General features: G+C 69.8%; 20 protein-coding genes and 1 pseudogene. 11 read left to right on the plus strand and 10 right to left on the minus strand.

The window, feature by feature from the left end:
• Positions 1-102: 102 nt before the first annotated feature.
• Positions 103-942 carry an HAD family hydrolase gene (locus OG488_RS17355; protein WP_329230290.1) on the plus strand — a complete coding sequence of 280 codons (840 nt, stop codon included), beginning with the start codon at positions 103-105 and terminating at the stop codon, positions 940-942.
• 497 nt (positions 943-1,439) lie between these two features.
• Here the strand turns inward: OG488_RS17355 and OG488_RS17360 are convergent, their stop codons facing one another.
• A complete protein-coding gene (locus OG488_RS17360; protein ID WP_329230292.1) occupies positions 1,440-2,264 on the minus strand; it encodes an oxidoreductase in 825 nt (274 codons plus the stop codon).
• A 102-nt stretch (positions 2,265-2,366) separates the two neighbouring features.
• On the opposite strand from OG488_RS17360, the gene OG488_RS17365 reads away from it, so the two are divergent.
• Positions 2,367-3,362, plus strand: a complete 996-nt coding sequence (locus tag OG488_RS17365) for an ATP-binding protein (protein ID WP_329230293.1) — start codon at positions 2,367-2,369, stop codon at positions 3,360-3,362.
• On the opposite strand, the gene OG488_RS17370 is transcribed toward OG488_RS17365, so the two are convergent.
• On the minus strand, positions 3,350-4,711 hold the full coding sequence (locus tag OG488_RS17370) for a hypothetical protein (RefSeq protein WP_329230295.1): 1,362 nt from the start codon (positions 4,709-4,711) through the stop codon (positions 3,350-3,352). The two genes, OG488_RS17365 and OG488_RS17370, sit on opposite strands and share 13 nt — an antisense overlap.
• A gap of 299 nt (positions 4,712-5,010) precedes the next feature.
• Between OG488_RS17370 and OG488_RS17375 the strand changes: the two genes are divergently transcribed.
• The 6 genes and pseudogenes from OG488_RS17375 (at position 5,011) to OG488_RS17400 (ending at position 13,457) form a co-directional block, all read left to right on the plus strand.
• The gene (locus tag OG488_RS17375) at positions 5,011-7,518 is read left to right on the plus strand and encodes a SulP family inorganic anion transporter (RefSeq protein WP_329230297.1); all 2,508 of its coding nucleotides are present in this window, start codon (positions 5,011-5,013) and stop codon (positions 7,516-7,518) included.
• Positions 7,519-7,704: 186 nt separating this feature from the next.
• Positions 7,705-9,722: pseudogene (gene acs, locus OG488_RS17380) on the plus strand (acetate--CoA ligase).
• Between the two features lie 442 nt (positions 9,723-10,164).
• Entirely contained in the window at positions 10,165-11,604 is a 1,440-nt protein-coding gene (gene nhaA, locus OG488_RS17385) for a Na+/H+ antiporter NhaA (RefSeq protein WP_443074225.1), read from the plus strand.
• Between the two features lie 39 nt (positions 11,605-11,643).
• Positions 11,644-12,174 carry a phage holin family protein gene (locus OG488_RS17390; protein WP_329230298.1) on the plus strand — a complete coding sequence of 177 codons (531 nt, stop codon included), beginning with the start codon at positions 11,644-11,646 and terminating at the stop codon, positions 12,172-12,174.
• Positions 12,171-13,148, plus strand: coding sequence for an alpha/beta fold hydrolase (locus OG488_RS17395; protein ID WP_329230300.1), 978 nt, complete (start codon positions 12,171-12,173; stop codon positions 13,146-13,148). The genes OG488_RS17390 and OG488_RS17395 overlap by 4 nt, the downstream gene beginning before the upstream one ends.
• A 105-nt stretch (positions 13,149-13,253) precedes the next feature.
• On the plus strand, positions 13,254-13,457 hold the full coding sequence (locus OG488_RS17400; RefSeq protein WP_329230301.1) for a hypothetical protein: 204 nt from the start codon (positions 13,254-13,256) through the stop codon (positions 13,455-13,457).
• Between the two features lie 94 nt (positions 13,458-13,551).
• Here the strand turns inward: OG488_RS17400 and OG488_RS17405 are convergent, their stop codons facing one another.
• The 3 genes from OG488_RS17405 to nth form a co-directional block, all read right to left on the minus strand.
• Positions 13,552-14,757, minus strand: coding sequence for a MarP family serine protease (locus tag OG488_RS17405; protein WP_329230303.1), 1,206 nt, complete (start codon positions 14,755-14,757; stop codon positions 13,552-13,554).
• A 91-nt stretch (positions 14,758-14,848) separates the two neighbouring features.
• Positions 14,849-15,586 (minus strand): NUDIX hydrolase, encoded by a 738-nt coding sequence (locus OG488_RS17410; RefSeq protein ID WP_329230305.1) that lies wholly within the window; start codon positions 15,584-15,586, stop codon positions 14,849-14,851.
• A 253-nt stretch (positions 15,587-15,839) separates the two neighbouring features.
• Entirely contained in the window at positions 15,840-16,586 is a 747-nt protein-coding gene (gene nth / locus OG488_RS17415; protein WP_406466296.1) for an endonuclease III, read from the minus strand.
• Between the two features lie 406 nt (positions 16,587-16,992).
• On the opposite strand from nth, the gene OG488_RS17420 reads away from it, so the two are divergent.
• Entirely contained in the window at positions 16,993-17,667 is a 675-nt protein-coding gene (locus tag OG488_RS17420) for a Crp/Fnr family transcriptional regulator (RefSeq protein ID WP_031090867.1), read from the plus strand.
• A gap of 109 nt (positions 17,668-17,776) precedes the next feature.
• Here the strand turns inward: OG488_RS17420 and OG488_RS17425 are convergent, their stop codons facing one another.
• The 4 genes from OG488_RS17425 to OG488_RS17440 form a co-directional block, all read right to left on the minus strand.
• Entirely contained in the window at positions 17,777-18,607 is an 831-nt protein-coding gene (locus OG488_RS17425; protein WP_329230308.1) for an MBL fold metallo-hydrolase, read from the minus strand.
• Entirely contained in the window at positions 18,604-19,530 is a 927-nt protein-coding gene (locus OG488_RS17430; RefSeq protein WP_329230310.1) for an NUDIX hydrolase, read from the minus strand. Before OG488_RS17430 ends, OG488_RS17425 begins: the two co-directional genes overlap by 4 nt.
• Before the next feature lie 153 nt (positions 19,531-19,683).
• Entirely contained in the window at positions 19,684-20,154 is a 471-nt protein-coding gene (locus OG488_RS17435) for a RidA family protein (protein ID WP_329230312.1), read from the minus strand.
• Entirely contained in the window at positions 20,154-20,312 is a 159-nt protein-coding gene (locus OG488_RS17440; RefSeq protein ID WP_019992579.1) for a DUF4177 domain-containing protein, read from the minus strand. Before OG488_RS17440 ends, OG488_RS17435 begins: the two co-directional genes overlap by 1 nt.
• Positions 20,313-20,384: 72 nt before the next feature.
• Between OG488_RS17440 and OG488_RS17445 the strand changes: the two genes are divergently transcribed.
• Positions 20,385-21,419: an ArsA family ATPase gene (locus OG488_RS17445; RefSeq protein ID WP_329230314.1), complete on the plus strand. Its 1,035-nt coding sequence runs from the start codon at positions 20,385-20,387 to the stop codon at positions 21,417-21,419.
• A complete protein-coding gene (locus OG488_RS17450; RefSeq protein WP_329230316.1) occupies positions 21,416-22,849 on the plus strand; it encodes an ArsA family ATPase in 1,434 nt (477 codons plus the stop codon). Before OG488_RS17445 ends, OG488_RS17450 begins: the two co-directional genes overlap by 4 nt.
• A 38-nt stretch (positions 22,850-22,887) precedes the next feature.
• Here the strand turns inward: OG488_RS17450 and OG488_RS17455 are convergent, their stop codons facing one another.
• Complete coding sequence (locus OG488_RS17455) at positions 22,888-23,265, minus strand: WhiB family transcriptional regulator (protein ID WP_329230317.1); 378 nt, start codon at positions 23,263-23,265, stop codon at positions 22,888-22,890.
• Positions 23,266-23,640 lie beyond the last annotated feature (375 nt).

Here is a 23,640-nt window from a genome sequence, read left to right on the forward strand (position 1 = left end):
GGGTTAGCACGGTCGCGAACGATCCGTGACTTCCATGGTGTACCCGAGCCCCTTCTCAGGCAAACCCACCCGCCGGAGCTTTACGCCGAATGGCGGGCCCCTATGCTCAGCTTTGTGGAAAACTGCTTCTCACCGCGCTCAGCAGCCTTCTTTGACCTGGACAAGACGGTCATTGCGAAGTCATCGACGCTGACCTTCAGCAAGTCCTTCTACCAAGGCGGGCTGATCAACCGCCGCGCCGTACTGCGCACCGCATACACACAGTTCGTCTTCCTTGCCGGGGGCGCGGACCACGATCAGATGGAGCGGATGCGCGACTACCTCTCGGCGCTCTGCAAGGGGTGGAACGTCCAGCAGGTCAAGGACCTCGTCGCCGAGACCCTGCACGAGCTGATCGACCCGATCATCTACGACGAGGCGGCAACCCTCATCGAGGAGCACCACACCGCCGGCCGCGACGTGGTCATCGTTTCGACCTCCGGCGCCGAAGTCGTGGAACCGATCGGGGAACTGCTCGGCGCCGACCGGGTGGTCGCCACCCGGATGGTCGTGGGGGATGACGGCTGCTTCACCGGCGAGATCGAGTACTACGCCTACGGCCCCACCAAGGCGGAGGCGGTCAGGGCGCTCGCCGAATCGGAGGGCTACGACCTCTCGCGCTGCTACGCGTACAGCGACTCCGCCACCGACGTACCCATGCTGGAGTCGGTAGGTCATCCGCACGCCGTCAATCCGGACCGGGCGCTGCGGCGCGAGGCCACCCTGCGGGAATGGCCGATTCTCGTCTTCGACCGACCGGTCCGGCTCAAGCAGCGCCTGCCCGCGTTCTCGATGCCGCCTCGACCGGCCCTGGTGGCCGCCGCCGCACTGGGCGCGGCAGCCGTGACGGCGGGCGTGGTCTGGTACGCCAACCGCCGCCGCGCCGCCGCACTCGCCACCTGACCTGACACAGCACTCAAGGGGCCCCGCTTCCCCGCACCCCGCGCCACAGCCCACCCACGACGTACACCCGGAATGCCTGTCTCGACAGCATTTGAAGGCAAAAGTAAAGAAGCGTGGCCAGGACTTCCGCTCACCCTGGTCCAGGAGTACAAAGGATTCAACGGCCCGCGAGACCGAAGGACATCCGAGAGGATCACCTTTTCACGCAGAGATGGCCCCACGGACCGAGTACGGAAGCCGGGTACCCACGCGACGTCGACCCGTCGATTACGGGCCAGCCGCACCAGGGACGGGCAAAGAACCCGACCTGATGGGCACATATCGAGGACGCTTGGTAACTGGGCGGACGTGCCAGCGGCGGTACCGGAGACGGTACCGCCGCAACCCTTTCGGGGGTATCACGCCGCGCACCCGCAGCCGGCGCCACTCGCCGCATCACCCGCCGCACCGGGATCCAGCGCCACCGCTCAGCCACCACACTCGCGCGCTCGACCGGTTCAGGCCGCGCCGCGCTGCAGCGCCTCACACACCGCCGTGGATTCCCTTACGCCGAGACCCACCGAACGGCCGCAGTGGGCGATCCAGGCGGCCATACCCTCCGGCCTGCCGGAGAGATAGCCCTCGAACGCCGCCACATAGGCCGCACGCCCCTGCTCCGCGTGCCCGACCTCGGCAGGGCAGATCGACTTGGGGTCGAGCCCACTTCCGATCAGCACGATCCGCTCGGCCGTACGGGCGACCAGTCCGTTGTGCGACCCGAAGGGGCGCAATGCCAGCAACTCGCCGTGCACCACCGACGATGTCACCAGGGCGGGCGCCGAGCTACCGGCGATGACCAGCCCGGACAGCCCTTCGAGCCGCCCGGACACCTCGCCCGCGTCCGGGACCGGAGCCTCGATCAATGGCTCGTCGACCGGCTCACCTGCCAGGCGGGGCCGGCCGACCGTGTCATCGGGAGTCGCGCCGCCCGCCGCCACCAGATGCAGCCGGGCCAGAACACGCAGGGGTGACTGCCGCCAGATCGAGAGCAGTTGCCCGGCCTCCGCCGTGAGCCTGAGGGCCGCACCGACGACGCGCGCCTCGGCCTCACCGCTGAAGTCCGTACGCCGACGGACCTCCTCGAGATTCCAGTCGGCCCCCGAGAGCGCCGCCGAACCACGAGAGCCCCGCAGGGCCGCCTCCGCAGTGACCTCGTTGCTGCGGCGCCGCATGACGCGGTGCCCGTAGACCCTGTCCACCGCCTTGCGCACGGAGTCCACCGCGTCGGCCACGCCCGGGAGGTCGGCGAGGGCGGCAAGCGGGTCCGAGGAAGTCGTACTCATAAGTAGGGAGGCTACGCGTCCCACGTCCGGATGCCGCCCAGGAGTGGCCTTCTTCACGAAGAGTGACAGCACTGAGCGATGGCACCGCTACCCTAGGTGAACATGAAGATCGCTTTCGTGGGGAAGGGCGGCAGCGGCAAGACCACGCTGTCCTCGCTCTTCATCCGCCACCTCGCTGCCAATGAAGCCCATGTCGTCGCGGTGGACGCCGACATCAACCAGCACCTCGGAGCCGCCCTCGGCCTGGACGAGACGGAGGCGGCCGCGCTGCCCGCCATGGGCGCACAGCTGCCCCTCATCAAGGACTACCTCCGAGGAAGTAACCCCCGCATCGCCTCCGCGGCGACGATGATCAAGACGACGCCCCCGGGGGAAGGGTCCCGGCTCCTCCGTGTCCGCGAGGAGAACCCGGTCTACGACGCCTGCGCCCGTACGGTCCGTCTCGACGACGGGGACATCCGGCTGATGGCCACCGGCCCGTTCACCGAGTCCGACCTCGGTGTCGCCTGCTACCACTCCAAGGTCGGGGCGGTCGAGCTCTGCCTGAACCACCTGGTCGACGGCCCGGACGAGTACGTGGTGGTCGACATGACCGCGGGGTCGGATTCGTTCGCGTCGGGAATGTTCACCCGTTTCGACCTGACCTTCCTCGTCGCCGAACCGACCCGGAAGGGAGTCTCCGTCTACCGCCAGTACAAGGAGTACGCGCGGGACTTCGGCATCGCGCTGAAGGTGGTGGGCAACAAGGTGCAGAGCGCGGACGATCTCGACTTCCTGCGTGACGAGGTCGGCGACGACCTGCTGGTCGGCATCGGCCAGTCCGACTGGGTACGGACGATGGAGAAGGGCCGCCCCGCCCCGTTCGATCTGCTGGAGGCGGACAACCGGATGGCCCTGCAGGCCCTGCAGAACGCCGCGGAGGATTCGTACGAGCTGCGTGACTGGGAGCGCTACACACGGCAGATGGTGCACTTCCATCTGAAGAACGCGGAGAGCTGGGGCAACGAGAAGACGGGCGCCGACCTGGCTGCCCAGGTCGACCCCGCCTTCGTCCTTCACGAGCACTGCGCGGAAACGGGTGCCGCTCAGCCGGTCTGACCGGGCGGAGTGGCGCCGGGACCGACCTCCTGGTCCGCGCTCCCACCGACCCCCTTGCCTGCCGGCTCGTCCGCCGGCCTGGCAGGCACGGGGCTGGCCGCAGGCTTCCCCGGAGCCGTTCCCGCGAGGAAGGCCGTCCAGCCCGGCTCGGGCTCCTGCCCCACCTTCAGTGTTCCCAGCTTCGCGAGCACCGCGGGATCCTGCGCGTCCAGCCAGTCGGCGAGCTGGCGGAAGGACACACATCGCACGTCCTGCTGAGTGCACACCGTCTTGATCGTCTCCTCGACCGCGCGCATGTAGCTGCCGCCGTTCCAGGATTCGAAGTGGTTACCGATGATCAGTGGCGCACGGTTGCCGTTGTAGGCGCGGTCGAACGCCTGGAGCAGGCCGTCCCGCATCTGGTTTCCCCAGTACTCGTGCTTGTCCGGGTCGCCCTGTGTCGTCGTGCCGGACTGGTTGAACATGAAGTTGTAGTCCATCGACAGCGTCTCGAACGCGCGGCCCGGTACGGGGACGAGCTGCAGCGGGAGGTCCCAGAGCCCGTCCTTCTTCGCCGGCCAGACCTGATTGCCGACGCCGCTGGAGTCGTAGCGGAATCCCATGGTCCGTGCGGCGGCGACCATGTTCTTCTGGCCCTCCAGACACGGGGTGCGTGCGCCGATGAGCTCCTTGTCGTAGTCGAAGGGCAAAGGGGCCTCGCCCTTGAGAGCCGGGGTGTTGGTCTTCCACCCCTTCACGAACGCCTTCGCCTGGCTGATCTCGCTCTTCCACTCCTCCACCGACCAGGTGCCCACACCCCCGTCCGGCCCACAGAAGTGCCCGTTGAAGTGGGTACCGATCTCGTTTCCGTCCAGCCACGCGGCACGCAGCTCCGTCAGCGTGTGCCGAATTCCCTCGGTGTCGTTGAACCCGATGTCGGAGCGGCCCGCCGCGTGCTGGGGCGGGTCGTAGAGAGCCTTCCTCTCCTCCGGCAGGAGGTACACGCCGCTCAGGAAATACGTCATCCTCGCGTCGTACTTCTTCGCGACCTCCCGGAAATGTGAGAACAGCTTCTGGCTGTCCTCGCCCGCACCGTCCCAGGAGAACACCACGAATTGCGGAGGCTTTCGGCCTGGCACGAGACGCTTGACCGCGGGAAGTTTCGGCTGGGCTCCCGTGAAGGCCGTGGAACCGTCACCGATGAGGTCGACCGCCGCCTTCGGCGCCGCCGCCGGCGAGTTCCCCTCAGCCGCTCCCCTCCCGGCTCCGGGGCCGGCAGCCCCCGTGCCGGGGCCCGAACAGCCGGCGAGACCGGCGACCAGGGCCGTGACCACGGCACCCAGGGCGATCCGCTTCGTGGCGGCCATCATCCGTCCACCCTCTTCCTTGCAGGATTCGTGCGGTCAAGTGCCGATGCGGCGCGGCCAACCTCACACGCAGCCCTGCTGGAATCAGTACGACAAGCCGAATGAAAAGCTGCTTATTCACTTGAACGAGTGGCTCATTGGGCTATCTGCTCGAAAACATGGACACCCTTCTTTACTCTCCATTACGATTCATTTACGGAGAGTTGAGAAATCCCGCCGCTGTACCCCACCGCTGCACGCCGTGACCCACGGCCGCTGTCACTCATTTACCGCGACCGCGCTGCCCCGGAGGAGACGGGAACATGTCTGCCTGCGTCCCTACCCGCGACGACCACTCATCCCGCAAGGCGCGCCCTTCCCGCGCCTCGGGATTCAAGCGTCCACACAGTCCGCCGCCACCGCCCCGTCGCGGACGCTTCCGCGTCTCGGGCGCCGATCTGTCCGCATCGATCACTGTCTTCCTGATCGCCGTTCCCATGTCGCTCGGTCTCGCCGTAGCCATGGACGCCCCCCTCGCCGCCGGTCTGGTCTCGGCCGCGATCGGCGGCATCGTCGCCGGGCTTCTGGGCGGCACCCCTCTCCAAGTCAGTGGGCCCTCCGCCGGACTGACCGTGGTGACAGCCGAGTTGATCCAGATCTACGGCTGGCGCACCACCTGCGCGATCACCGTCGGGGCGGGGCTCCTGCAGATCCTGCTGGGTTCGCTGAGAGCGGCCCGCAGCGCTCTCGCCGTCAGCCCCGCCATCGTCCACGGCACACTCGCGGGTATCGGCGTGGCCATCGCTCTCGCTCAGCTGCACATCGTGCTCGGCGAGGCGCCGCAGAGCTCCGCCCTCGACAACGTGCTCGCGCTACCGGCCCACTTGGCGCAGTTCGAGCCGGCGGCGCCTCTCATCGGAGCGCTCACGATCGCCCTCCTCGTCGTCTGGCCGCGTCTGCCCGGACGACTCGGAGCCTCGCTCGGCAGAATCCCTGCCGCACTCGCCGCCGTGGTCGTTGCCACCGCGGTGGCCGCCGTGGCAACCCCCGGGATCGCCAGGGTGGACCTGCCGTCATGGCGCTCGCACGCACTGCCCGAGCTGCCGCAGGGCCCGGTTGCCGGTCTGGCGGCAGCGGTGTTCACGGTCATGCTGGTGGCCAGCCTCGAATCCCTGCTCGCCGCGGTCTCCGTGGACAAGCTGGCAGCGGACCGATCGACCACCACGCCGAAGAACGGATCCACGCCGCCCCCGCCGGTCGAGCGATCCGATCTCGACCGCGAGTTGCGGGCCCAGGGTGTCGCCAACGCGCTCTCGGGGCTGGCAGGAGGACTCGCTGTATCCGGGGGCGCTGTACGCAGCTCCGCGAATGTGCGGGCGGGCGCGGAGAGCCGCGCCTCCACCGTGATGCACGGCGTCTGGGTGCTCCTGGCGGCCGTTCTGCTGGTCACCGCGCTCGAGTGGATTCCCCTGGCGGCGCTCGCCGCCCTCGTCATGGTGGTGGGTATCCAGATGGTCAGCTTCGCCCACATCCGCAAGGTCCACAGACATCGGGAGTTCCTGGTCTACGGCGCGACGATCAGCGGCGTGATCCTCGCCGGGGTCCTCGAGGGTGTGGCGATCGGCATCGTCGTGGCAGTGGCCGTCGCCCTGCACCGGCTTGCCCGGACGAGGATCACCGTGACGGAGCAGGACGGCCGCTACCTCGTGTCCGCCCGCGGTCAGCTGACCTTCCTGGCCGTACCCCGCCTCAGCCGCCTGCTCGGACGACTCCCGCACGGGGTCGACGCCGTGGTCGAGCTGGACGGCTTCTTCATGGACCACGCCGCGTACGAGACGATCCAGGACTGGTACGCGGCGCAGACAGCGATGGGCGGCCGGATCGAGTTCACCGGGCGTTCCGGCGGCCGGATCGCCGAGCCCGCATCGGCGGCCCACTCCTGCTGCCGACCATGGACCCCGTGGCGTAACCACCACTGTCACGACCGTGCGCAGGACGCCAGGCCGACCACCGCCGTGGCCGCTACGCAGACCGCCCCGGAGACCCCTCCCACGGACCGGGCCGCGTCCTCCCGCCATCGGCACGGCGCCCATCGCCTCCTCAGCGGCCTCAGTTCGTTCCAGCGGACCACGGCCCCGCTGGTCCGGGAAGAGCTGGCCAGACTGGCTGCCGAAGGACAGCGGCCTTCGCAGCTGTTCCTCACCTGTGCCGACTCCCGTCTGGTCACCAGCATGATCACGGCGAGCGGCCCGGGAGACCTCTTCACCGTGCGGAACGTCGGCAATCTGGTGCCACCGCCGGGCACCGGTGACGAGTCGAGCAACGACGATTCCGTGGCTGCCGCCATCGAGTACGCCGTGGACGTGCTGGAGGTCGAGTCCATCACCGTGTGCGGCCACTCCGGATGCGGGGCGATGCAAGCCTTGTTGGGCGCGGCGCCGGACACTCCCCGGACACCGCTGTGGCGCTGGCTGCGGCACGGCCTGCCGAGCCTGGAACGCATGCGCTCGCGCCATCACTCCTGGGCGCGCATCGCCGGACGGCTGCCTACCGACGCGATCGAGCAGCTCTGTCTGACCAACGTGGTCCAGCAACTCGAGCACCTGCGTGCGCACGAGTCGGTGGCACGCAGGCTGGCGGCCGGCACCCTGCAACTGCACGGCATGTACTTCCATGTCGGTGAGGCGCAGGCCTATCTGCTGACGGAGGGCGCCAGCTCCGGAACCGGGCCCGATGAGGTCTTCGTCCGGGTCGCCCCGGGCGCGGAATGGAGTGCGGAGTCCGGCGCCGAAGCGCTGCACGCCGCCCCCGGCACCACCGTCGGCGCCTGAACCACTCCCCTACCCGGTCCGTGAGACCTTGTGGTCCCGCTTTCGCGACGCAGAGCGCTGCTCGTGGAAGCGGGACCTCTGACTCCTCAACACGGGACACAGGTCTAAACCAATTCCCGGCAGGCACTTGTCACCTGGCCCGCGGCCTGATGAGCTGTCCTCCGGGACACAACGGACACCCTGGGAATGGGAGATGTCGTGAGTAACGAAAGCCTGGCCAATCTGCTCGAGGAGGAGACCGCAGCATGAGCGAGCCTTCCTCTCTCTCCAATCTGCTCAAGGAGGAGCGGCGGTTCGCGCCGCCTGCCGATCTGGCCGCGAACGCCAATGTGACGGCGGAGGCGTACGAGCGGGCCGAGGCGGACAGGCTGGGCTTCTGGGCCGAGCAGGCCCGCCGCCTGTCCTGGGCCACGGAGCCGACCGAGACCCTGGACTGGAGCAATCCGCCCTTCGCGAAGTGGTTCGCGGACGGGAAGCTCAACGTCGCGTACAACTGTGTGGACCGGCACGTCGAGGCGGGTAACGGCGACCGGGTCGCCATCCACTTCGAGGGCGAGCCCGGCGACAGCCGCGCGATCACCTACGCGCAGCTGAAGGACGAGGTCTCCCGCGCCGCGAACGCGCTGACCGAGCTCGGTGTCACCCGGGGCGACCGGGTCGCCGTCTACCTGCCGATGATCCCCGAGGCCGCCGTCGCGATGCTGGCCTGCGCCCGCATCGGCGCGGCGCACTCGGTGGTCTTCGGCGGCTTCTCCGCCGACGCGATCGCCGCCCGTATCCAGGACGCGGACGCCAAGGTCGTCATCACCGCCGACGGCGGCTACCGCCGCGGCAAGCCCTCCGCCCTCAAGCCCGCGGTGGACGACGCCGTCTCGCGCATCGACAGCGTCGAGCACGTCCTGGTGGTCCGGCGTACCGGGCAGGACACCGCCTGGGTCGAGGGCCGGGACGTGTGGTGGCACGAGATCACCGCACGGCAGCCGGCCGAGCACACCCCGCAGGCCTTCGACGCCGAGCAGCCGCTGTTCGTGCTCTACACGTCGGGGACGACAGGCAAGCCGAAGGGCATCCTGCACACCTCGGGCGGATACCTCACCCAGGCGGCGTACACGCATCACGCGGTGTTCGACCTCAAGCCCGAGTCCGATGTGTACTGGTGCACCGCCGACATCGGCTGGGTGACCGGGCACTCCTACATCGTCTACGGCCCGCTGGCCAACGGCGCGACCCAGGTCATGTACGAGGGGACTCCCGACACCCCGCACCAGGGGCGCTTCTGGGAGATCGTCCAGAAGTACGGCGTGACGATCCTCTACACCGCGCCGACCGCGATCCGCACGTTCATGAAGTGGGGCGACGACATCCCCGCGAAGTACGACCTCACCTCCCTGCGGGTCCTCGGCTCGGTCGGTGAGCCGATCAACCCCGAGGCGTGGATCTGGTACCGCAAGCACATCGGCGCCGACACCTGCCCGATCGTGGACACCTGGTGGCAGACCGAGACCGGCGCCATGATGATCTCACCGCTCCCCGGGGTCACCGAGACCAAGCCCGGCTCCGCCCAGCGCGCCCTGCCCGGCATCTGCGCCACCGTCGTGGACGACGAGGCCCGCGAGGTACCCGACGGCGGAGGCGGCTACCTCGTCCTGACCCAGCCCTGGCCCTCGATGCTGCGCACCATCTGGGGCGACGACCAGCGGTTCATCGACACCTACTGGTCACGCTTCGAAGGCAAGTACTTCGCCGGCGACGGTGCCAAGAAGGACGAGGACGGCGACATCTGGCTGCTGGGCCGGGTGGACGACGTCATGCTCGTCTCCGGCCACAACATCTCCACCACCGAGGTCGAGTCCGCCCTCGTCTCCCACCCCTCGGTCGCCGAGGCCGCCGTCGTAGGCGCCAACGACGAGACGACCGGCCAAGCCATCGTCGCCTTCGTCATCCTGCGCGGCACCGCCACCGCCTCCGAGGAACTCGTCGCAGAGCTCCGCAACCACGTCGGCACCACCCTCGGACCCATCGCGAAGCCCAAGCGGGTCCTCCCGGTCGCCGAACTCCCCAAGACCCGCTCCGGCAAGATCATGCGCCGCCTCCTGCGCGACGTCGCCGAAAACCGCGAACTCGGCGACGTCACCACCCTCACCGACTCCTCCGTCATGTCCCTCATCCAGACACAACTGCCCTCCGCTTCCTCGGAGGACTAGGGCACAGGGGACGGCAGGCGTACCTCCTTCTGGAGCAGGTCCGTCCGCACGCCGTCGAGGGCACCCGGAAGCTGTCCGGGTGCCCTTTCCCGTGCCCTGGATCCTGTGTCCCGGAGCGCAAGGTGCGGCTCAGGCACGTTCAGGCCGGCGCAGGCCCCGTGCCCGCAACGCCCAGGAAGCAGTCGGTGTCGGTACACGCCGTCAGGCGGCGGCCGACGAATCCGGATAGGTTTCCGACAGCCCAGGTAGAGTGGTTCTTCGTCAGCGGAACGCGTCGGCCGAGCACATCGGGTGCGCTTAGCGTGTACGCGAGCACGTCAGGTGCGTTGTACATCCGCGCCGACAGGCCGACACGAGTACGCCGCGAGAAGCGCACCGCGACAACTTCACAAGAAAATCTCCACAGGGGCGCCGGGAAGTCTGGTCGGCATGTGAATCCGCCATGCCACCACTGCCGCAATCCGACCCGGAGGTCTCCCTCGTGGCCCCGCCCGTACCCCCGCCCGGCCGCCGCACCCTGCTGGGCCGGCTCTCCCTCCCCGAGCGCAATTACGTCGCCGAGGCCCTGCGCACCGAGACGGTCGGCGGAGTCCTCCTGCTGGTCGCGGCCGTCGCCGCGCTGATCTGGGCGAACACCTTCGGTTCCGGCTACGCGTCCGCGAGCCACTTCCACTTCGGCCCGGGAGCACTGGGGCTGAACCTCTCGGTCGCCCACTGGGCGGCCGACGGGCTCCTCGCCGTCTTCTTCTTCGTCGCGGGCGTGGAGCTCAAGCGTGAGCTGGTCGCCGGTGAACTGCGAGACCCACGGGCGGCGGCCCTACCGGTCGCCGCGGCCCTCTGCGGCATGGCGGTCCCCGCCGTCGTCTATACGCTGACCGCAGCCCTGGGTGGAGGTTCCTTCTCCGGCTGGGCCGTCCCCACCGCCACCGACATCGCGTTCGCCCTCGCCGTGCTCGCGGTCATCGGCACCTCGCTGCCGGCCGCGCTGCGTGCCTTCCTGCTGACGCTCGCCGTCGTCGACGACCTCTTCGCGATCCTCATCATCGCGGTCTTCTTCACCGAGAACATCAACTTCCTGGCGCTCGGCGGCGCCTTCGCCGGTCTGCTCGTGTTCTACGTCCTGCTGCGCACAGAAGTACGGGGCTGGTACATCTACCTCCCGCTCGCCCTCGTCATCTGGGGGCTGATGTACAACAGCGGTGTCCACGCCACGATCGCCGGCGTCGCCATGGGCCTCATGCTGCGCTGCACCCGCCGCGAGGGGGAGGCGCACTCCCCGGGTGAGCACATCGAACATCTCGTGCGCCCGGTGTCGGCCGGTGTCGCGGTCCCGCTCTTCGCCCTGTTCTCGGCCGGCGTCACCCTCAAGGGCGATGCCCTGGCCGGCGTCTTCACCCGGCCCGAAACGCTCGGAGTGGTCCTCGGTCTGGTCGTCGGCAAGACCATCGGCATCTTCGGTGGCACCTGGCTCGTCACCCGCTTCACCCGGGCCGAACTGAACAAGGACCTGGCCTGGGCGGACGTCTTCGCCGTTGCCACGCTGGCCGGTATCGGATTCACCGTTTCGCTGCTCATCGGAGAGCTCGCCTTCGCCGGCGACGAGGACATGATCAACGAGGTCAAGGCCGCGGTCCTCATCGGTTCCCTCATCGCCGCCGTACTCTCCGGTGTACTGCTGAAACTGCGGGTACGCAGATACAGGACGCTGTACGAGGCGGAGGAGCGCGACGAGGACGAATCGGGGGTGCCCGACGTCTACGAGCAGGACGATCCCGAGTACCACCTGCGCATGGCCGCGATCCACGAGAGGAAGGCTGCCGAGCACCGCCGCCTTGCCGAACGGGCGGGGGCAGCGAGCAGCAAGCCGGACAGTCCGGCATGATCTGACATCGGATGTACCAAAGAGAAGAGGGAGTCAGGGATGAGCGACCCCGGCAACTACGCGGGCAGCACCGACCGTAGTCTCGGACAGCTGTTCGCTTCGGCCACCGCTGAGATGTCCGCGCTGGTGCACGACGAGATCGCCCTTGCCAAGGCCGAGGTCCGTCAGGACGTCAAGCGCGGCGTGATCGGCAGTGTGGCGTTCATCGTCACGGGTGTGCTGATCCTGTTCTCGATCCCCGTGCTGAGCTTCGCCGCGGCGTACGGGATCCACAATCTCGGGCTCGGTCTCGCCTGGTCGTTCCTGATCGTCGGCGGGGCCTTCATCCTTCTGGGCATCCTGCTCGCCCTCTTCGGACTCGCCAAGTTCAAGAAGGTCAAGCCCCCGGAGAAGTCCATCGCGTCGGCCAAGCAGACCGCGGCCGTCCTGCAGGGCGTCAAGCCGCACCCCCGCCCTGTCGTCACCGCACGCGCGATCGAACAGGCGCAGGGCAGCACGCTCGCGGACAAGGCCATCGAGAGCCGCCCTGTCCAGGACAAGGCTCTCCCTGTGACACGCTCGTCCACATGACCGACCCCGATTTCAGCGCATCCGGTCCGGTGGGCCCGCTGGGGCCCGCTCCCGGTTCCGGCGGCCCCGTCCGCATCGACGGGCCCTGGACCCACCGTGACGTGGCGGCCAACGGCGCGCGCTTCCACATCGCCGAGCTCGGTGACGGCCCGCTGGTGCTGTTGCTCCACGGGTTCCCGCAGTTCTGGTGGACCTGGCGCCATCAGCTGACGGCCCTGGCCGACGCCGGGTACCGCGCGGTCGCCATGGACCTGCGTGGAGTCGGCGGCAGCGACCGCACGCCCCGGGGCTACGACCCGGCGAACCTGGCGCTCGACGTCACCGGCGTGATCCGCTCGCTCGGCGAGCCGGACGCGGCGCTCGTGGGCCACGACATGGGCGGCTACCTCGCCTGGACGGCCGCCGTGATGCGTCCGAAGCTGGTGCGGCGGCTCGTGGTGTCGTCGATGCCGCATCCGCGCCGCTGGCGTTCGTCGATGCTCTCGGACCTCGCGCAGTCCCGGGCCGGCTCGCACATCTGGGGCTTCCAGCGGCCCTGGGTCCCGGAGCGTCAGCTCGTGGCGGACGACGCCGCGTTGGTCGCCCGGATGATCCGCGACTGGTCGGGACCCCGCACCTCGGACTTCCCCGACGACAAGACGGTGGACGTCTACCGGCGGGCGATGTGCATCCCGTCGACGGCGCACTGCTCGATCGAGCCGTACCGCTGGATGGTGCGCTCCCTGGCCCGCCCGGACGGCGTGCAGTTCAACCGGCGGATGAAGCGTCCGGTGCGCGTGCCCACGCTGCACCTTCACGGATCTCTCGACCCGGCGATCCGGACCCGTAGTTCAGCGGGGTCCGGCGAGTACGTAGAGGCGCCCTACCGGTGGCGGCTTTTCGACGGTCTGGGGCACTTCCCCCACGAGGAGGATCCGGCCGGGTTCTCGACCGAACTCATCAACTGGCTCAAGGACCCTGAGCCCGACCGGTAGTCGAAACGCACAGGTGTCCGACGCACAGCCACGTGCCTGCCGCATAAGCCAATTGGCTGACTTGCGCACGATTACCGACCTTGGGTCACGGGCAGACGTCGGGGTATGGGCTGGACGCGCGACTTCGATGACGCAGCACGCAACCACCGCTCGACCGCTCTTGCCGGTCCGAGCATTCACGAGGGGGACGGCTCGCTGAGCCGGGTGCACGATGTGAGCGATTTCCATGATCTGCGGCTGGGAATTCCGCGCATTCTCCACCGCCGGGCACGCTGGGTGTCGGCACGCCTGCGCCACCCCCGCGGATGACGTAGGGGCCGCAGGACGTCATGCCGTACGCACGCCCCGGGCCTCGGAGATCTTGAGGTCCGGGGCCCGTGCGTGACCCCCGTACGTCAGGGCCTCAGAGCGCACAGCCCTGGCTGTCGACCTCCTGGGCCGACGACTTGCCGATCTCGATGTCCTCACGGATCTCGTCGGCCGTGAGGGCGTAGCCCGTGTCCGGGTCGTCGAGGGACTTGGCGAACACCACTCCGTACACCTTGCCGTCCGGAGTGAGCAGCGGGCCACCGGAGTTGCCCTGGCGCACCGTCGCGTAGAGCGAGTAGACATCGCGCCGCACGGTGCCCCGGTGGTAGATGTCCGGGCCGTTGGCGTCGATACGGCCCCGGATGCGGGCGGAGCGCACGTCGTAGGCGCCGTTCTCCGGGAATCCGGCGACGATGGCGCTGTCGCCGCTCCCCGCGTCGTCGTCGGTGCCGGTGAAGCGCAGCGGCTCGGCGTCCAGGTCCGGGACGTCCAGTACGGCGATGTCCCGCTGCCAGTCGTAGAGGACGACCTTGGCGTCGTACAGCCGGCCCTCACCGCCGATCTGGACCGTCGGTTCGTCGACGCCGCCGACCACATGGGCGTTGGTCATCACGCGGCGGTCGGAGAAGACGAAACCGGTACCTTCGAGCACCTTGCCGCAGCCCGGCGCCATGCCGACGACCTTGACGATGGACTTCTTGGCGCGGGCGGCGACGGGGCTGCCGACGAGCGCCGGGTCGGGGGGCTCCACCTCGGTGATGGGCTCGTTGGCGAAGGGGCTGAAGACCTGCGGGAAGCCGTTCTGCGCCAGGACGGAGGAGAAGTCGGTGAACCAGGTCGAGGCCTGATCGGGCATCACCCGGGACACCCCGAGCAGGACCGAGGAGCTGCGGACCTCCTTGCCCAGGGTCGGCAGGGACGTACCGGCCAGTGCGGAGCCGATCAGCCAGGCGACCAGGAGCATGGCCACCACGTTGACCAGGGACCCGCCCGTGGCGTCCAGGGCGCGCGCCGGGGACCACGTGATGTACCGGCGGAGTCTGTTGCCGAGGTGCGTGGTGAACGCCTGGCCCACCGAGGCGCACACGATCACGATCACGACCGCGACGATGGCGGCGGTGGAGGAGACTTCCGACCCGTCGGTCGCCTGGTCCCAGATGACCGGCAGCAGGTAGACGGCCACGAGACCGCCGCCCAGGAAGCCGACCACGGACAGGATCCCGACGACGAAACCCTGGCGGTAGCCGATGACCGCGAACCACACGGCGCCGACCAGCAGCAGGATGTCCAGCACGTTCACCGTCTATAGCCTCGCAGATTCGTCACCTGGCCCGTCCGGTTCGACGGGGTCCGGGCCAGGCCCGGAACAGCGCAGCACGGGAGTCAGCCTGTCATGCGCGCCAGTCGAGCGGCACCTGCCTGGTCCTGTCCCAGGGGCGTTCCCACCCCGCGTAGTGGACAATCCTGTCGATCACACCGGCCGTGAATCCCCAGACCAGTGCGGATTCGACGAAGAACGCGGGGCCCGGGTGGCCGCTCGGATGGACGACGGTGACGCGATTGGCGGGGTCCGTGAGATCCGCCACGGTAGCGGTGAAGACCCGTGCCGTCTCGGCGGGGTCGACGGCACCCACCGGACTCGGCTTCCGCCACCACCCGAGGACGGGCGTGACGACAAAGCTGCTCACCGGGATGTAGAGCCGGGGGAGCACGCCGAAGAGCTGGACCCCGTTCGGATCGAGGCCCGTCTCCTCCTCGGCCTCCCGCAGCGCGGCCCTGAGCGGCCCGGTGGTCGTGTGGTCGCCGTCCTCGGGGTCGAGGGAGCCGCCCGGGAACGACGGCTGGCCGGCGTGGGAGCGGAGGGTCCCCGAGCGCTCCATCAGGAGCAGCTCAGGACCACGCTCCCCTTCGCCGAAGAGGATCAGCACGGCCGACTGGCGCCCCGCACCGCTCTCCGGCGGCAGGAAGCGGCTGAGCTGCCCGGCCCGCACGGTCCGCGCCGCCCGCGCGACGGGCTCGAGCCAGGCGGGCAGGCCGTCGGTGGAGACGGTGAGCGCGCCGTCGTGCTGCCCGCCCGTCCCCGTGGGGGCCGCGGCGGCCGCGGCCCGTTTGCTCTGTGTGTGCGTCATGGGCACCCCCGTCGTTGCAACGCCTGTCGTCGGCCAATTCGTTCCGAACGGATCCGGTCCGCCCGGAGGAGGGGCATCGCCTCGCCCCGTACGGATCCGGTCCGCCCGGAGGAGGGGCGTCGCCTCGTTCCGAACGGATCCGGTCCGCCCACCACGGGGCACCGCTCCCCCGTCCGCCGGACACCGGGCCACCGTTCGCCCTCGCCCGCAGGCCGCTCGCACCTCGCCCGTGGAGACCGGGAGGAACGGCCGCTCACCCGGCTCCCAGAGGCGGGGCGGGGATGCCCGGGTAGTCCGGAGGCGGGCTGAGGCGCTGGCCCGGATATCCGCCCATCTCGTACTTCAGGAGCTTCTTCGCCTTCTCGGGATCCGTCTCGCCCTCTCCGTAGGAGGGGCAGAGGGGAGCGATCGGACAGGCACCGCAGGCGGGCTTGCGGGAGTGGCAGATGCGGCGGCCGTGGAAGACCACGCGGTGCGAGAGCATCGTCCACTCGCTCTTCGGGAAGATCGCCGCGACCTCCGCCTCGACCTTCTCCGGGTCCTCCTGCTCGGTCCACTTCCAGCGGCGGACCAGCCGGCCGAAGTGGGTGTCCACCGTGATGCCGGGTACGCCGAAGGCGTTGCCGAGGACGACGTTGGCCGTCTTGCGCCCGACTCCGGGCAGCTTCACGAGATCTGCCAGCCTGCCGGGGACCTCTCCCCCGAAGTCGTCCCTCAGAGCGGCCGACAGGCCCATCAGGGACCGGGCCTTGGCCCGGAAGAAGCCGGTCGGCCGGATGATCTCCTCCAGCTTCTCGGGGACGGCGGCGGCCATGTCCTCCGGCGTCGGATACGCGGCGAAGAGCGCGGGAGTCGTCTGGTTGACCCTCAGGTCGGTGGTCTGCGCGGAGAGGACCGTCGCCACCAAGAGCTCGAAGGGGTTACGGAAGTCCAGCTCGGGATGGGCGTACGGATAGACCTCGGCGAGCTCGCGGTTGATCCGGCGGGCGCGGCGGACCATGGCGAGGTGCGACTCCGGCTTCGCGGGCTTGGCCGCGGGCGCGGACGACGCCTTCACGGGCTTGCCCGACGACTGCGCGGACTTCGCCGACGCAGTTGCTCCCGTTGGGCGATTTGCGGCTCTTTTACCACTTCGACCACCTTGTTCGCCCACAGCGGAATTCCTGTCTCCCGACACCCCATCAGCCCCCTTGGCCTGCGCTCTCACCGGCGTTCCGGACACCCGGCCAGCCTAGAGCCAGGGGCTGACATCCGCCCCGGTCACCGCGTATCCACGCCCAATCGGCCCCCTGCCGTAGGGTCCGGCACGCCCGTGCGTCAAACTGGTTTGTGATCGATCGCACTGTTTTACCGTCCGGCATCATGGAAACCACGCTTCCCTGAACAGGCCGACAAGGAGAGAACTCGTGGACGACGTTCTGCGGCGCGCCCCGCTTTTCGCGGCGCTCGATGACGAGCAGGCCGCGGAGCTCCGCGCCTCGATGAGTGAGGTGACCCTCGCGCGCGGCGACGCGCTGTTCCACGAGGGCGACCCGGGCGACCGCCTGTACGTGGTCACCGAGGGCAAGGTGAAGCTCCACCGCACCTCCCCCGACGGCCGGGAGAACATGCTGGCCGTCCTCGGCCCCGGTGAGCTGATCGGTGAGCTGTCGCTCTTCGACCCGGGTCCGCGCACCGCGACCGCCTCCGCGCTCACCGAGGTCAAGCTCCTCGGCCTGGGCCACGGAGACCTCCAGCCCTGGCTGAACGCCCGCCCCGAGGTGGCCACCGCGCTGCTGCGCGCCGTCGCCCGCCGCCTGCGCAAGACCAACGACCAGATGTCCGACCTGGTCTTCTCCGACGTACCGGGGCGCGTCGCCCGTGCGCTCCTCGACCTGTCGCGCCGCTTCGGTGTGCAGTCGGAGGAGGGCATCCACGTCGTGCACGACCTGACGCAGGAGGAGCTGGCCCAGCTGGTCGGCGCCTCCCGCGAGACGGTCAACAAGGCGCTCGCGGACTTCGCGGGCCGCGGCTGGCTCCGGCTCGAGGCGCGCGCCGTGATCCTGCTGGACGTGGAGCGGCTCGCGAAGCGCTCCCGCTGACGCCTCCGCCCGCCCTCACGCGGTGGCCGGAAGACGGACCGGGCACGGCACCGTCACCGAAAAGGCCCCACCACCCGGTGGGGCCTTTCGCGTGCGCACCCGGACCGGTTCAGATCAGACCGTGCTCGGTCAGGTACTCCATCTGGGCCCGCACCGACAGCTCCGCCGCCGGCCAGAGGGAACGGTCCACGTCCGCGTACACCGCCGCCACGACCTCGGCAGGCGTCCGGTGTCCCGCCTCCACGGCCGTCTCGACCTGGGCCAGGCGGTTCGCCCGGTGGGCGAGGTAGAACTCCACGGCACCCTGCGCGTCCTCCAGCACCGGTCCGTGCCCCGGCAGCACGGTGTGCACCCCGTCGTCGACCGTCAGCGAGCGCAGTCGCCGCAGGGTGTCCAGGTAGTCGCCGAGCCTGCCGTCCGGGTGGGCGACGACCGTGGTCCCGCGCCCGAGGATCGTGTCGCCCGTCAGCACCGCCCGGTCGGCGGGCAGATGGAAGGAGAGCGAGTCCGCGGTGTGCCCCGGGGTGGGGACGACCCGGAGTTCGAGCCCTCCCGTGGTGATCACGTCGCCGGCCGTGAGGCCCTCGTCGCCCAGGCGCAGCGCCACGTCCAGGGCCCGCACCTTCGTGCGTGTGAGCTCGGCGAACCGGGCCGCGCCCTCCGCGTGGTCGGGGTGGCCGTGGGTGAGCAGGGTGAGGCCGACGCGCTTCCCCGACCCCTCCGCGGCGGCGACGACGGCGCGCAGATGTACGTCGTCGAGCGGGCCGGGGTCGATCACGACCGCGAGGTCGGAGTCCGGCTCCGCGACGATCCAGGTGTTGGTCCCGTCCAGGGTCATCGCCGAGGCGTTGGGGGCCAGGACGTTGACCGTACGGGTCGTGGCGGGTCCGGAGAGGACCCCGCCGCGGGGCTGTCCGGGCAGGGCGGCCGCATCGCTCATGAGGGGTTTCCGTCCGTGCCGGTGCCCGCGGGAGGCGAGGCGGGCCCGCCCGCTGTCGGGACGTGTTTGGTGAACTCGTCGTGCCCCGGCCAGCTCAGCACCAGCTCGTCACCCTCCATACGGGCCTCTGCCAGCACCGGAGCGAGGTTCTGGGCATCCGCTGCCTTCAGCGCCTCCGCGGCCGTCCCGTACGGCCTCAGCGCCCGCAGGGTGGCCACGGTGGGCGGCATCATCAGCAGTTCGCCCTTGTCGTAGCCGTCGGCGGCGTCCCCAGGGCGGATCCACACCGTCCGGTCGGCCTCGGTGGAGGCGTTCCGGGTGCGCTGGCCCTCCGGGAGCGCGGCCACGAAGAACCAGGTGTCGTAGCGCCGCGGTTCGAAGGCCGGGGTGATCCAGCGTGCCCACGCGGCCAGCAGATCGGAGCGGAGCACCAGGCCCCGGCGGTCCAGGAAGCCGGCGAAGGACAGCTCACGGTCGACGAGGGCCTGGCGGTCGGCCTCCCAGTCGGCGCCCGTGGTGTCACTGACGACGGTGCCGGCGGTCGGCCCGGCCAGCAGGACACCCGCCTCCTCGTACGTCTCCCGGACCGCGGCGCAGACCACGGCCTGGGCCTCCGCCGCCGAGCCGACGCCCAGCCGCACGGCCCAGGTCTCCAGGGACGGCCCGGCCCAGCCGACGAGGTGGTCGTCGTCCCGCGGATCGACCCCGCCACCCGGATAGGCGTACGCGCCCCCGGCGAAGGCCATGCTGGTGCGCCGGCGCAGCATGTGGACGGACGGACCGGCGGTGCCCGGTCCCGAGGTGTCGTCCCGGAGCAGCATCACCGTGGCCGCGCGCCTGGGGGGCACAGCTGTCAGCTCGCCGCTGGCGAGGGCCCGGATCCGGGCGGGCCATTCCGGTGGGTACCACTGACCGTTCGACATGGCCGGAGGCTATCCGGAACCGCGCCGATGTTCGAGGGGTCCGCAGATCGATGCATGCCCCTTACACACATGACTCCGCCAGGTCATGACACGGGCGATCCCGCCCGGTCGGGGACCGGACGGGATCGAAAGTGCGGGATCGGGCGGTACGGATCAGGCGTCGACGAGCTCGACCTGGACCTCGACCTCCACCGGCGCGTCCAGCGGCAGCACCGCGACGCCCACGGCGCTGCGGGCGTGTACACCCTTGTCGCCCAGCACGGCGCCCAGCAACTCGCTCGCGCCGTTGATCACGCCCGGCTGCCCGGTGAAGTCCGAGGCCGAGGCGACGAAGCCCACGACCTTCACGACACGGGCGATCCGGTCCAGGTCACCGGCGACCGACTTCACGGCCGCCAGGGCGTTCAGCGCGCAGGTCTTCGCGAGCTCCTTGGCCTCGTCCGCCGTCACCTCGGCGCCGACCTTGCCGGTGACGGCGAGCTTGCCGTCCACCATCGGGAGCTGGCCGGAGGTGTAGACGTACACCCCGGACCGCACGGCCGGCTGGTAGGAGGCCAGCGGCGGCACGACGTCGGGGAGCGTCAGGCCGAGTTCGGTGAGCTTCGCCTCGACGGCGCCCGCCACTACGGCTTCTCCCGCTTCAGGTAGGCCACGAGCTGCTCGGGGTTGTTCGGGCCGGGAACGACCTGGACCAGCTCCCAGCCGTCCTCGCCCCAGGTGTCCAGAATCTGCTTGGTCGCGTGCACGAGAAGGGGCACGGTCGCGTATTCCCACTTGGTCATGCAGCCGACTGTAATGCCTGGCACACGCGGCCTCGTGCGTAGCCTGCCTGCCGACTGGTTAGGCTCGAAGACGTGAGCAGGTTCCAGGTCGTCAGCGGCAAGGGCGGGACCGGTAAGACCACGGTCGCCGCCGCACTCGCGCTCGCCCTCGCGACCGAGGGCAGGCGCACTCTCCTCGTCGAGGTCGAGGGCAGGCAGGGCATCGCCCAGCTCTTCGAGTCCGAGGCCCTCCCCTACGAGGAACGCCGGATCGCCGTCGCGCCGGGCGGCGGCGAGGTCCACGCCCTGGCGATCGACGCCGAGCGCGCACTCCTCGACTACCTCCAGATGTTCTACAAGCTCGGCAGCGCGGGCCGGGCGCTGAAGAAGCTCGGGGCGATCGACTTCGCCACCACCATCGCGCCGGGAGTCCGGGACGTCCTGCTGACCGGCAAGGCCTGCGAGGCCGTACGCCGCAAGGACAAGCAGGGCCGGTTCGTCTACGACTACGTGATCATGGACGCGCCGCCCACCGGTCGCATCACCCGCTTCCTCAACGTGAACGACGAGGTGGCGGGGCTGGCGCGGATCGGCCCGATACACAATCAGGCGCAGGCCGTGATGAGAGTGCTGAAGTCCCCCGAGACCGCCGTCCACCTGGTGACGCTCCTGGAGGAGATGCCGGTCCAGGAGACCGCGGACGGCATCGCCGAGCTGCGGGCCGCCGAACTGCCCGTGGGCCGGGTCGTGGTGAACATGGTGCGGCCCCACCTGCTGGACGAGGAGACGCTGCGCACGGCGTCGGGGGGCCGCCGCAAGGAGATCGCGAAGACGCTCACCCGGGCCGGCGTGACGGGTTCCGCGGCGCTGGTCAAGCCGCTGGTCGAGCAGGCGGCCGAGCATGCACAGCGGGTCGGCCTGGAGCGTGAGCAGCGCGCGGTGCTGGCCGGGCTCGGGCTGCCCATGGCCGAGCTCCCGCTGATGGGCGAGGGAGTGAGCCTGCCGGCGTTGCACGAGCTGGCGGAGGAGTTCCGCAAACAGGGTGTCGGCGACGAGACCGCGGACGCGGCGGGGCAGACGTCCCCGGGCGGGAAGCGACGCGGCTCCGGACGAGGGGTGGGGTCATGACGCCGGAGACGGACATCGCACCGGGACTGAGGACGGACGCGCTCCTGGACGACCCGGAGATCCGCATCATCGTGTGCTGCGGATCCGGCGGCGTGGGCAAGACCACGACCGCGGCGGCGCTCGGCGTACGGGCGGCCGAGCGCGGACGCAAGGTCGTCGTCCTCACCATCGACCCGGCTCGCCGGCTCGCCCAGTCCATGGGCATCGACCAGCTGGACAACGTCCCGCGCCGGGTCGAGGACATCGCGGGCAAGGGCGAGCTGCACGCCATGATGCTCGACATGAAGCGCACCTTCGACGAGACCGTCGAGGCGCACACGGACGCCGAGCGGGCCCGCGCGATCCTGGAGAACCCCTTCTACCAGTCGCTGTCGGCCGGGTTCGCGGGCACGCAGGAGTACATGGCGATGGAGAAGCTGGGGCAGCTGAGGGCGCGCGACGAGTGGGACCTGATCATCGTCGACACCCCGCCGTCCCGTTCCGCGCTGGACTTCCTGGACGCGCCGAAACGTCTCGGCTCGTTCCTGGACGGGAAGTTCATCCGGCTGCTGATCGCTCCGGCGAAGATCGGCGGGCGGGCCGGGATGAAGTTCCTCAACGTCGGCATGTCGATGATGACGGGGACGCTCGGCAAACTGCTCGGCGGCCAGTTCCTGCGCGACGTACAGACCTTCGTCGCGGCGATGGACTCCATGTTCGGCGGATTCCGTACCCGGGCCGACGCGACGTACAAGCTGCTCCAGGCGCCCGGCACGGCGTTCCTCGTGGTGGCGACGCCGGAGCGCGACGCGCTGCGTGAGGCCGCCTACTTCGTGGAACGGCTGGCCGCGGAGGAGATGCCGCTGGCCGGCCTCGTCCTCAACCGGGTGCACGGCAGCGAGGCCTCCCGGCTCTCCGCGGAGCGGGCACTGGCCGCCGCGGAAAATCTTGAAGACGCCGGCATTGTGGATCAGGCGGCCGGGAAGGCTGGCCTTGGTGACCCGGCGGACCCGGCGGCCGCCACCTCTCCCGAAGCCCCGGAGTCGCCACTCTCCCCCGAGCACGACGACGAGTCCTCCCCGCACGAGCCGCTACAGCAGGAGCCGCCCCGGCACGACCACACGTCGCGCACCCCTGAGCCGCAGAGCCGTGGCCGAAAGTCGACTGACCCGTCCGGACCACCCGCGATCGCGGAGGTGGACGGGCACGACGGAGCCGACGCGGACGTCGCGTCCGTCGAGCAGCTGACCGCAGGCCTGTTGCGGCTGCACGCCGAGCGAATGCAGGTGGTCGCGCGCGAACAGCACACACGCGAGCGCTTCACCACACTCCACCCCGAGGTCCCGGTGACCGAGGTGGCCGCACTGCCCGGTGACGTGCACGACCTCTCAGGCCTCAGGGCCATCGGGGAACGGCTCGCGACCGGTTCCACCCCGGCCGGAGCTGCGTAGGACCCACCACCGGGCCTCCCTCGCGGGAGCCCGTGGCACTACCCCACGGCGGCGAACGTCTCGTGCAGCTCGTCGTCGTGCAGGTCGTCTTCATGCAGATCGTCGTCCAGGCCCACCGCTGCGGGCAGCATGCCCGTGGACCGCTCGTACTCACTGCGCGCGGTCTCCAGCAGGCGGCGCCAGGAGGTCACGGTGGGCCGTCGCCTCAGCAGTGCGCGGCGCTCCCGCTCCGTCATTCCACCCCACACGCCGAACTCGACGCGATTGTCCAGCGCATCGGCCAGGCACTCGGTCCGCACCGGGCATCCGGTGCACACCGCCTTGGCCCTGTTCTGCGCTGCCCCTTGTACGAACAGTTCATCCGGATCGGTAGTGCGGCAGGCTGCCTGCGCACTCCAGTCGGTTACCCAGCCCATGCCGGCGCCGTCCTCTCCCGAATCGAGGCTCCCCCACGGCGGTAGCGGCATATTCACCGCTGCCAGTTGAGGACGTTACGGAAGGTGGCGACAGCACAACACCCCCTTCGGGCCCAATCTTGAATGGCCCGAACGGACTATGCGTACGCGGCAGATCACCCAGGGGAGTGATGCGAGGACATGCGCGACCATCCCGACCGAATCGGGACAGGAACCCCCAAGTCGCTACGGACATTCAGCAACACATGGGGCGATTTCGGGAACGCCTCGACAGGTGGCTGAATTCCGGTGAGGGCCGTGCAGGGGGGTTGATACAAAACCGGACTGCTGTGACAGTTGGGAGCAGCTTAGGCCAAGGCCTATACGTATGTCCGG

The sequence above is a fragment of the Streptomyces sp. NBC_01460 genome, assembly GCF_036227405.1.
Classification (GTDB): domain Bacteria; phylum Actinomycetota; class Actinomycetes; order Streptomycetales; family Streptomycetaceae; genus Streptomyces.

Coding starts and splice junctions, on each gene's coding strand:
- OG488_RS17355 (WP_329230290.1), top strand. CDS start 103: ATGCTCAGCTTTGTGGAAAACTGCTTCTCACCGCGCTCAGCAGCCTTC.
- OG488_RS17360 (WP_329230292.1), bottom strand. CDS start 2,264: ATGAGTACGACTTCCTCGGACCCGCTTGCCGCCCTCGCCGACCTCCCG.
- OG488_RS17365 (WP_329230293.1), top strand. CDS start 2,367: ATGAAGATCGCTTTCGTGGGGAAGGGCGGCAGCGGCAAGACCACGCTG.
- OG488_RS17370 (WP_329230295.1), bottom strand. CDS start 4,711: ATGATGGCCGCCACGAAGCGGATCGCCCTGGGTGCCGTGGTCACGGCC.
- OG488_RS17375 (WP_329230297.1), top strand. CDS start 5,011: ATGTCTGCCTGCGTCCCTACCCGCGACGACCACTCATCCCGCAAGGCG.
- nhaA (WP_443074225.1), top strand. CDS start 10,165: ATGCCACCACTGCCGCAATCCGACCCGGAGGTCTCCCTCGTGGCCCCG.
- OG488_RS17390 (WP_329230298.1), top strand. CDS start 11,644: ATGAGCGACCCCGGCAACTACGCGGGCAGCACCGACCGTAGTCTCGGA.
- OG488_RS17395 (WP_329230300.1), top strand. CDS start 12,171: ATGACCGACCCCGATTTCAGCGCATCCGGTCCGGTGGGCCCGCTGGGG.
- OG488_RS17400 (WP_329230301.1), top strand. CDS start 13,254: ATGGGCTGGACGCGCGACTTCGATGACGCAGCACGCAACCACCGCTCG.
- OG488_RS17410 (WP_329230305.1), bottom strand. CDS start 15,586: ATGACGCACACACAGAGCAAACGGGCCGCGGCCGCCGCGGCCCCCACG.
- nth (WP_406466296.1), bottom strand. CDS start 16,586: ATGGTCCGCCGCGCCCGCCGGATCAACCGCGAGCTCGCCGAGGTCTAT.
- OG488_RS17425 (WP_329230308.1), bottom strand. CDS start 18,607: ATGAGCGATGCGGCCGCCCTGCCCGGACAGCCCCGCGGCGGGGTCCTC.
- OG488_RS17430 (WP_329230310.1), bottom strand. CDS start 19,530: ATGTCGAACGGTCAGTGGTACCCACCGGAATGGCCCGCCCGGATCCGG.
- OG488_RS17440 (WP_019992579.1), bottom strand. CDS start 20,312: ATGACCAAGTGGGAATACGCGACCGTGCCCCTTCTCGTGCACGCGACC.
- OG488_RS17450 (WP_329230316.1), top strand. CDS start 21,416: ATGACGCCGGAGACGGACATCGCACCGGGACTGAGGACGGACGCGCTC.
- OG488_RS17455 (WP_329230317.1), bottom strand. CDS start 23,265: ATGGGCTGGGTAACCGACTGGAGTGCGCAGGCAGCCTGCCGCACTACC.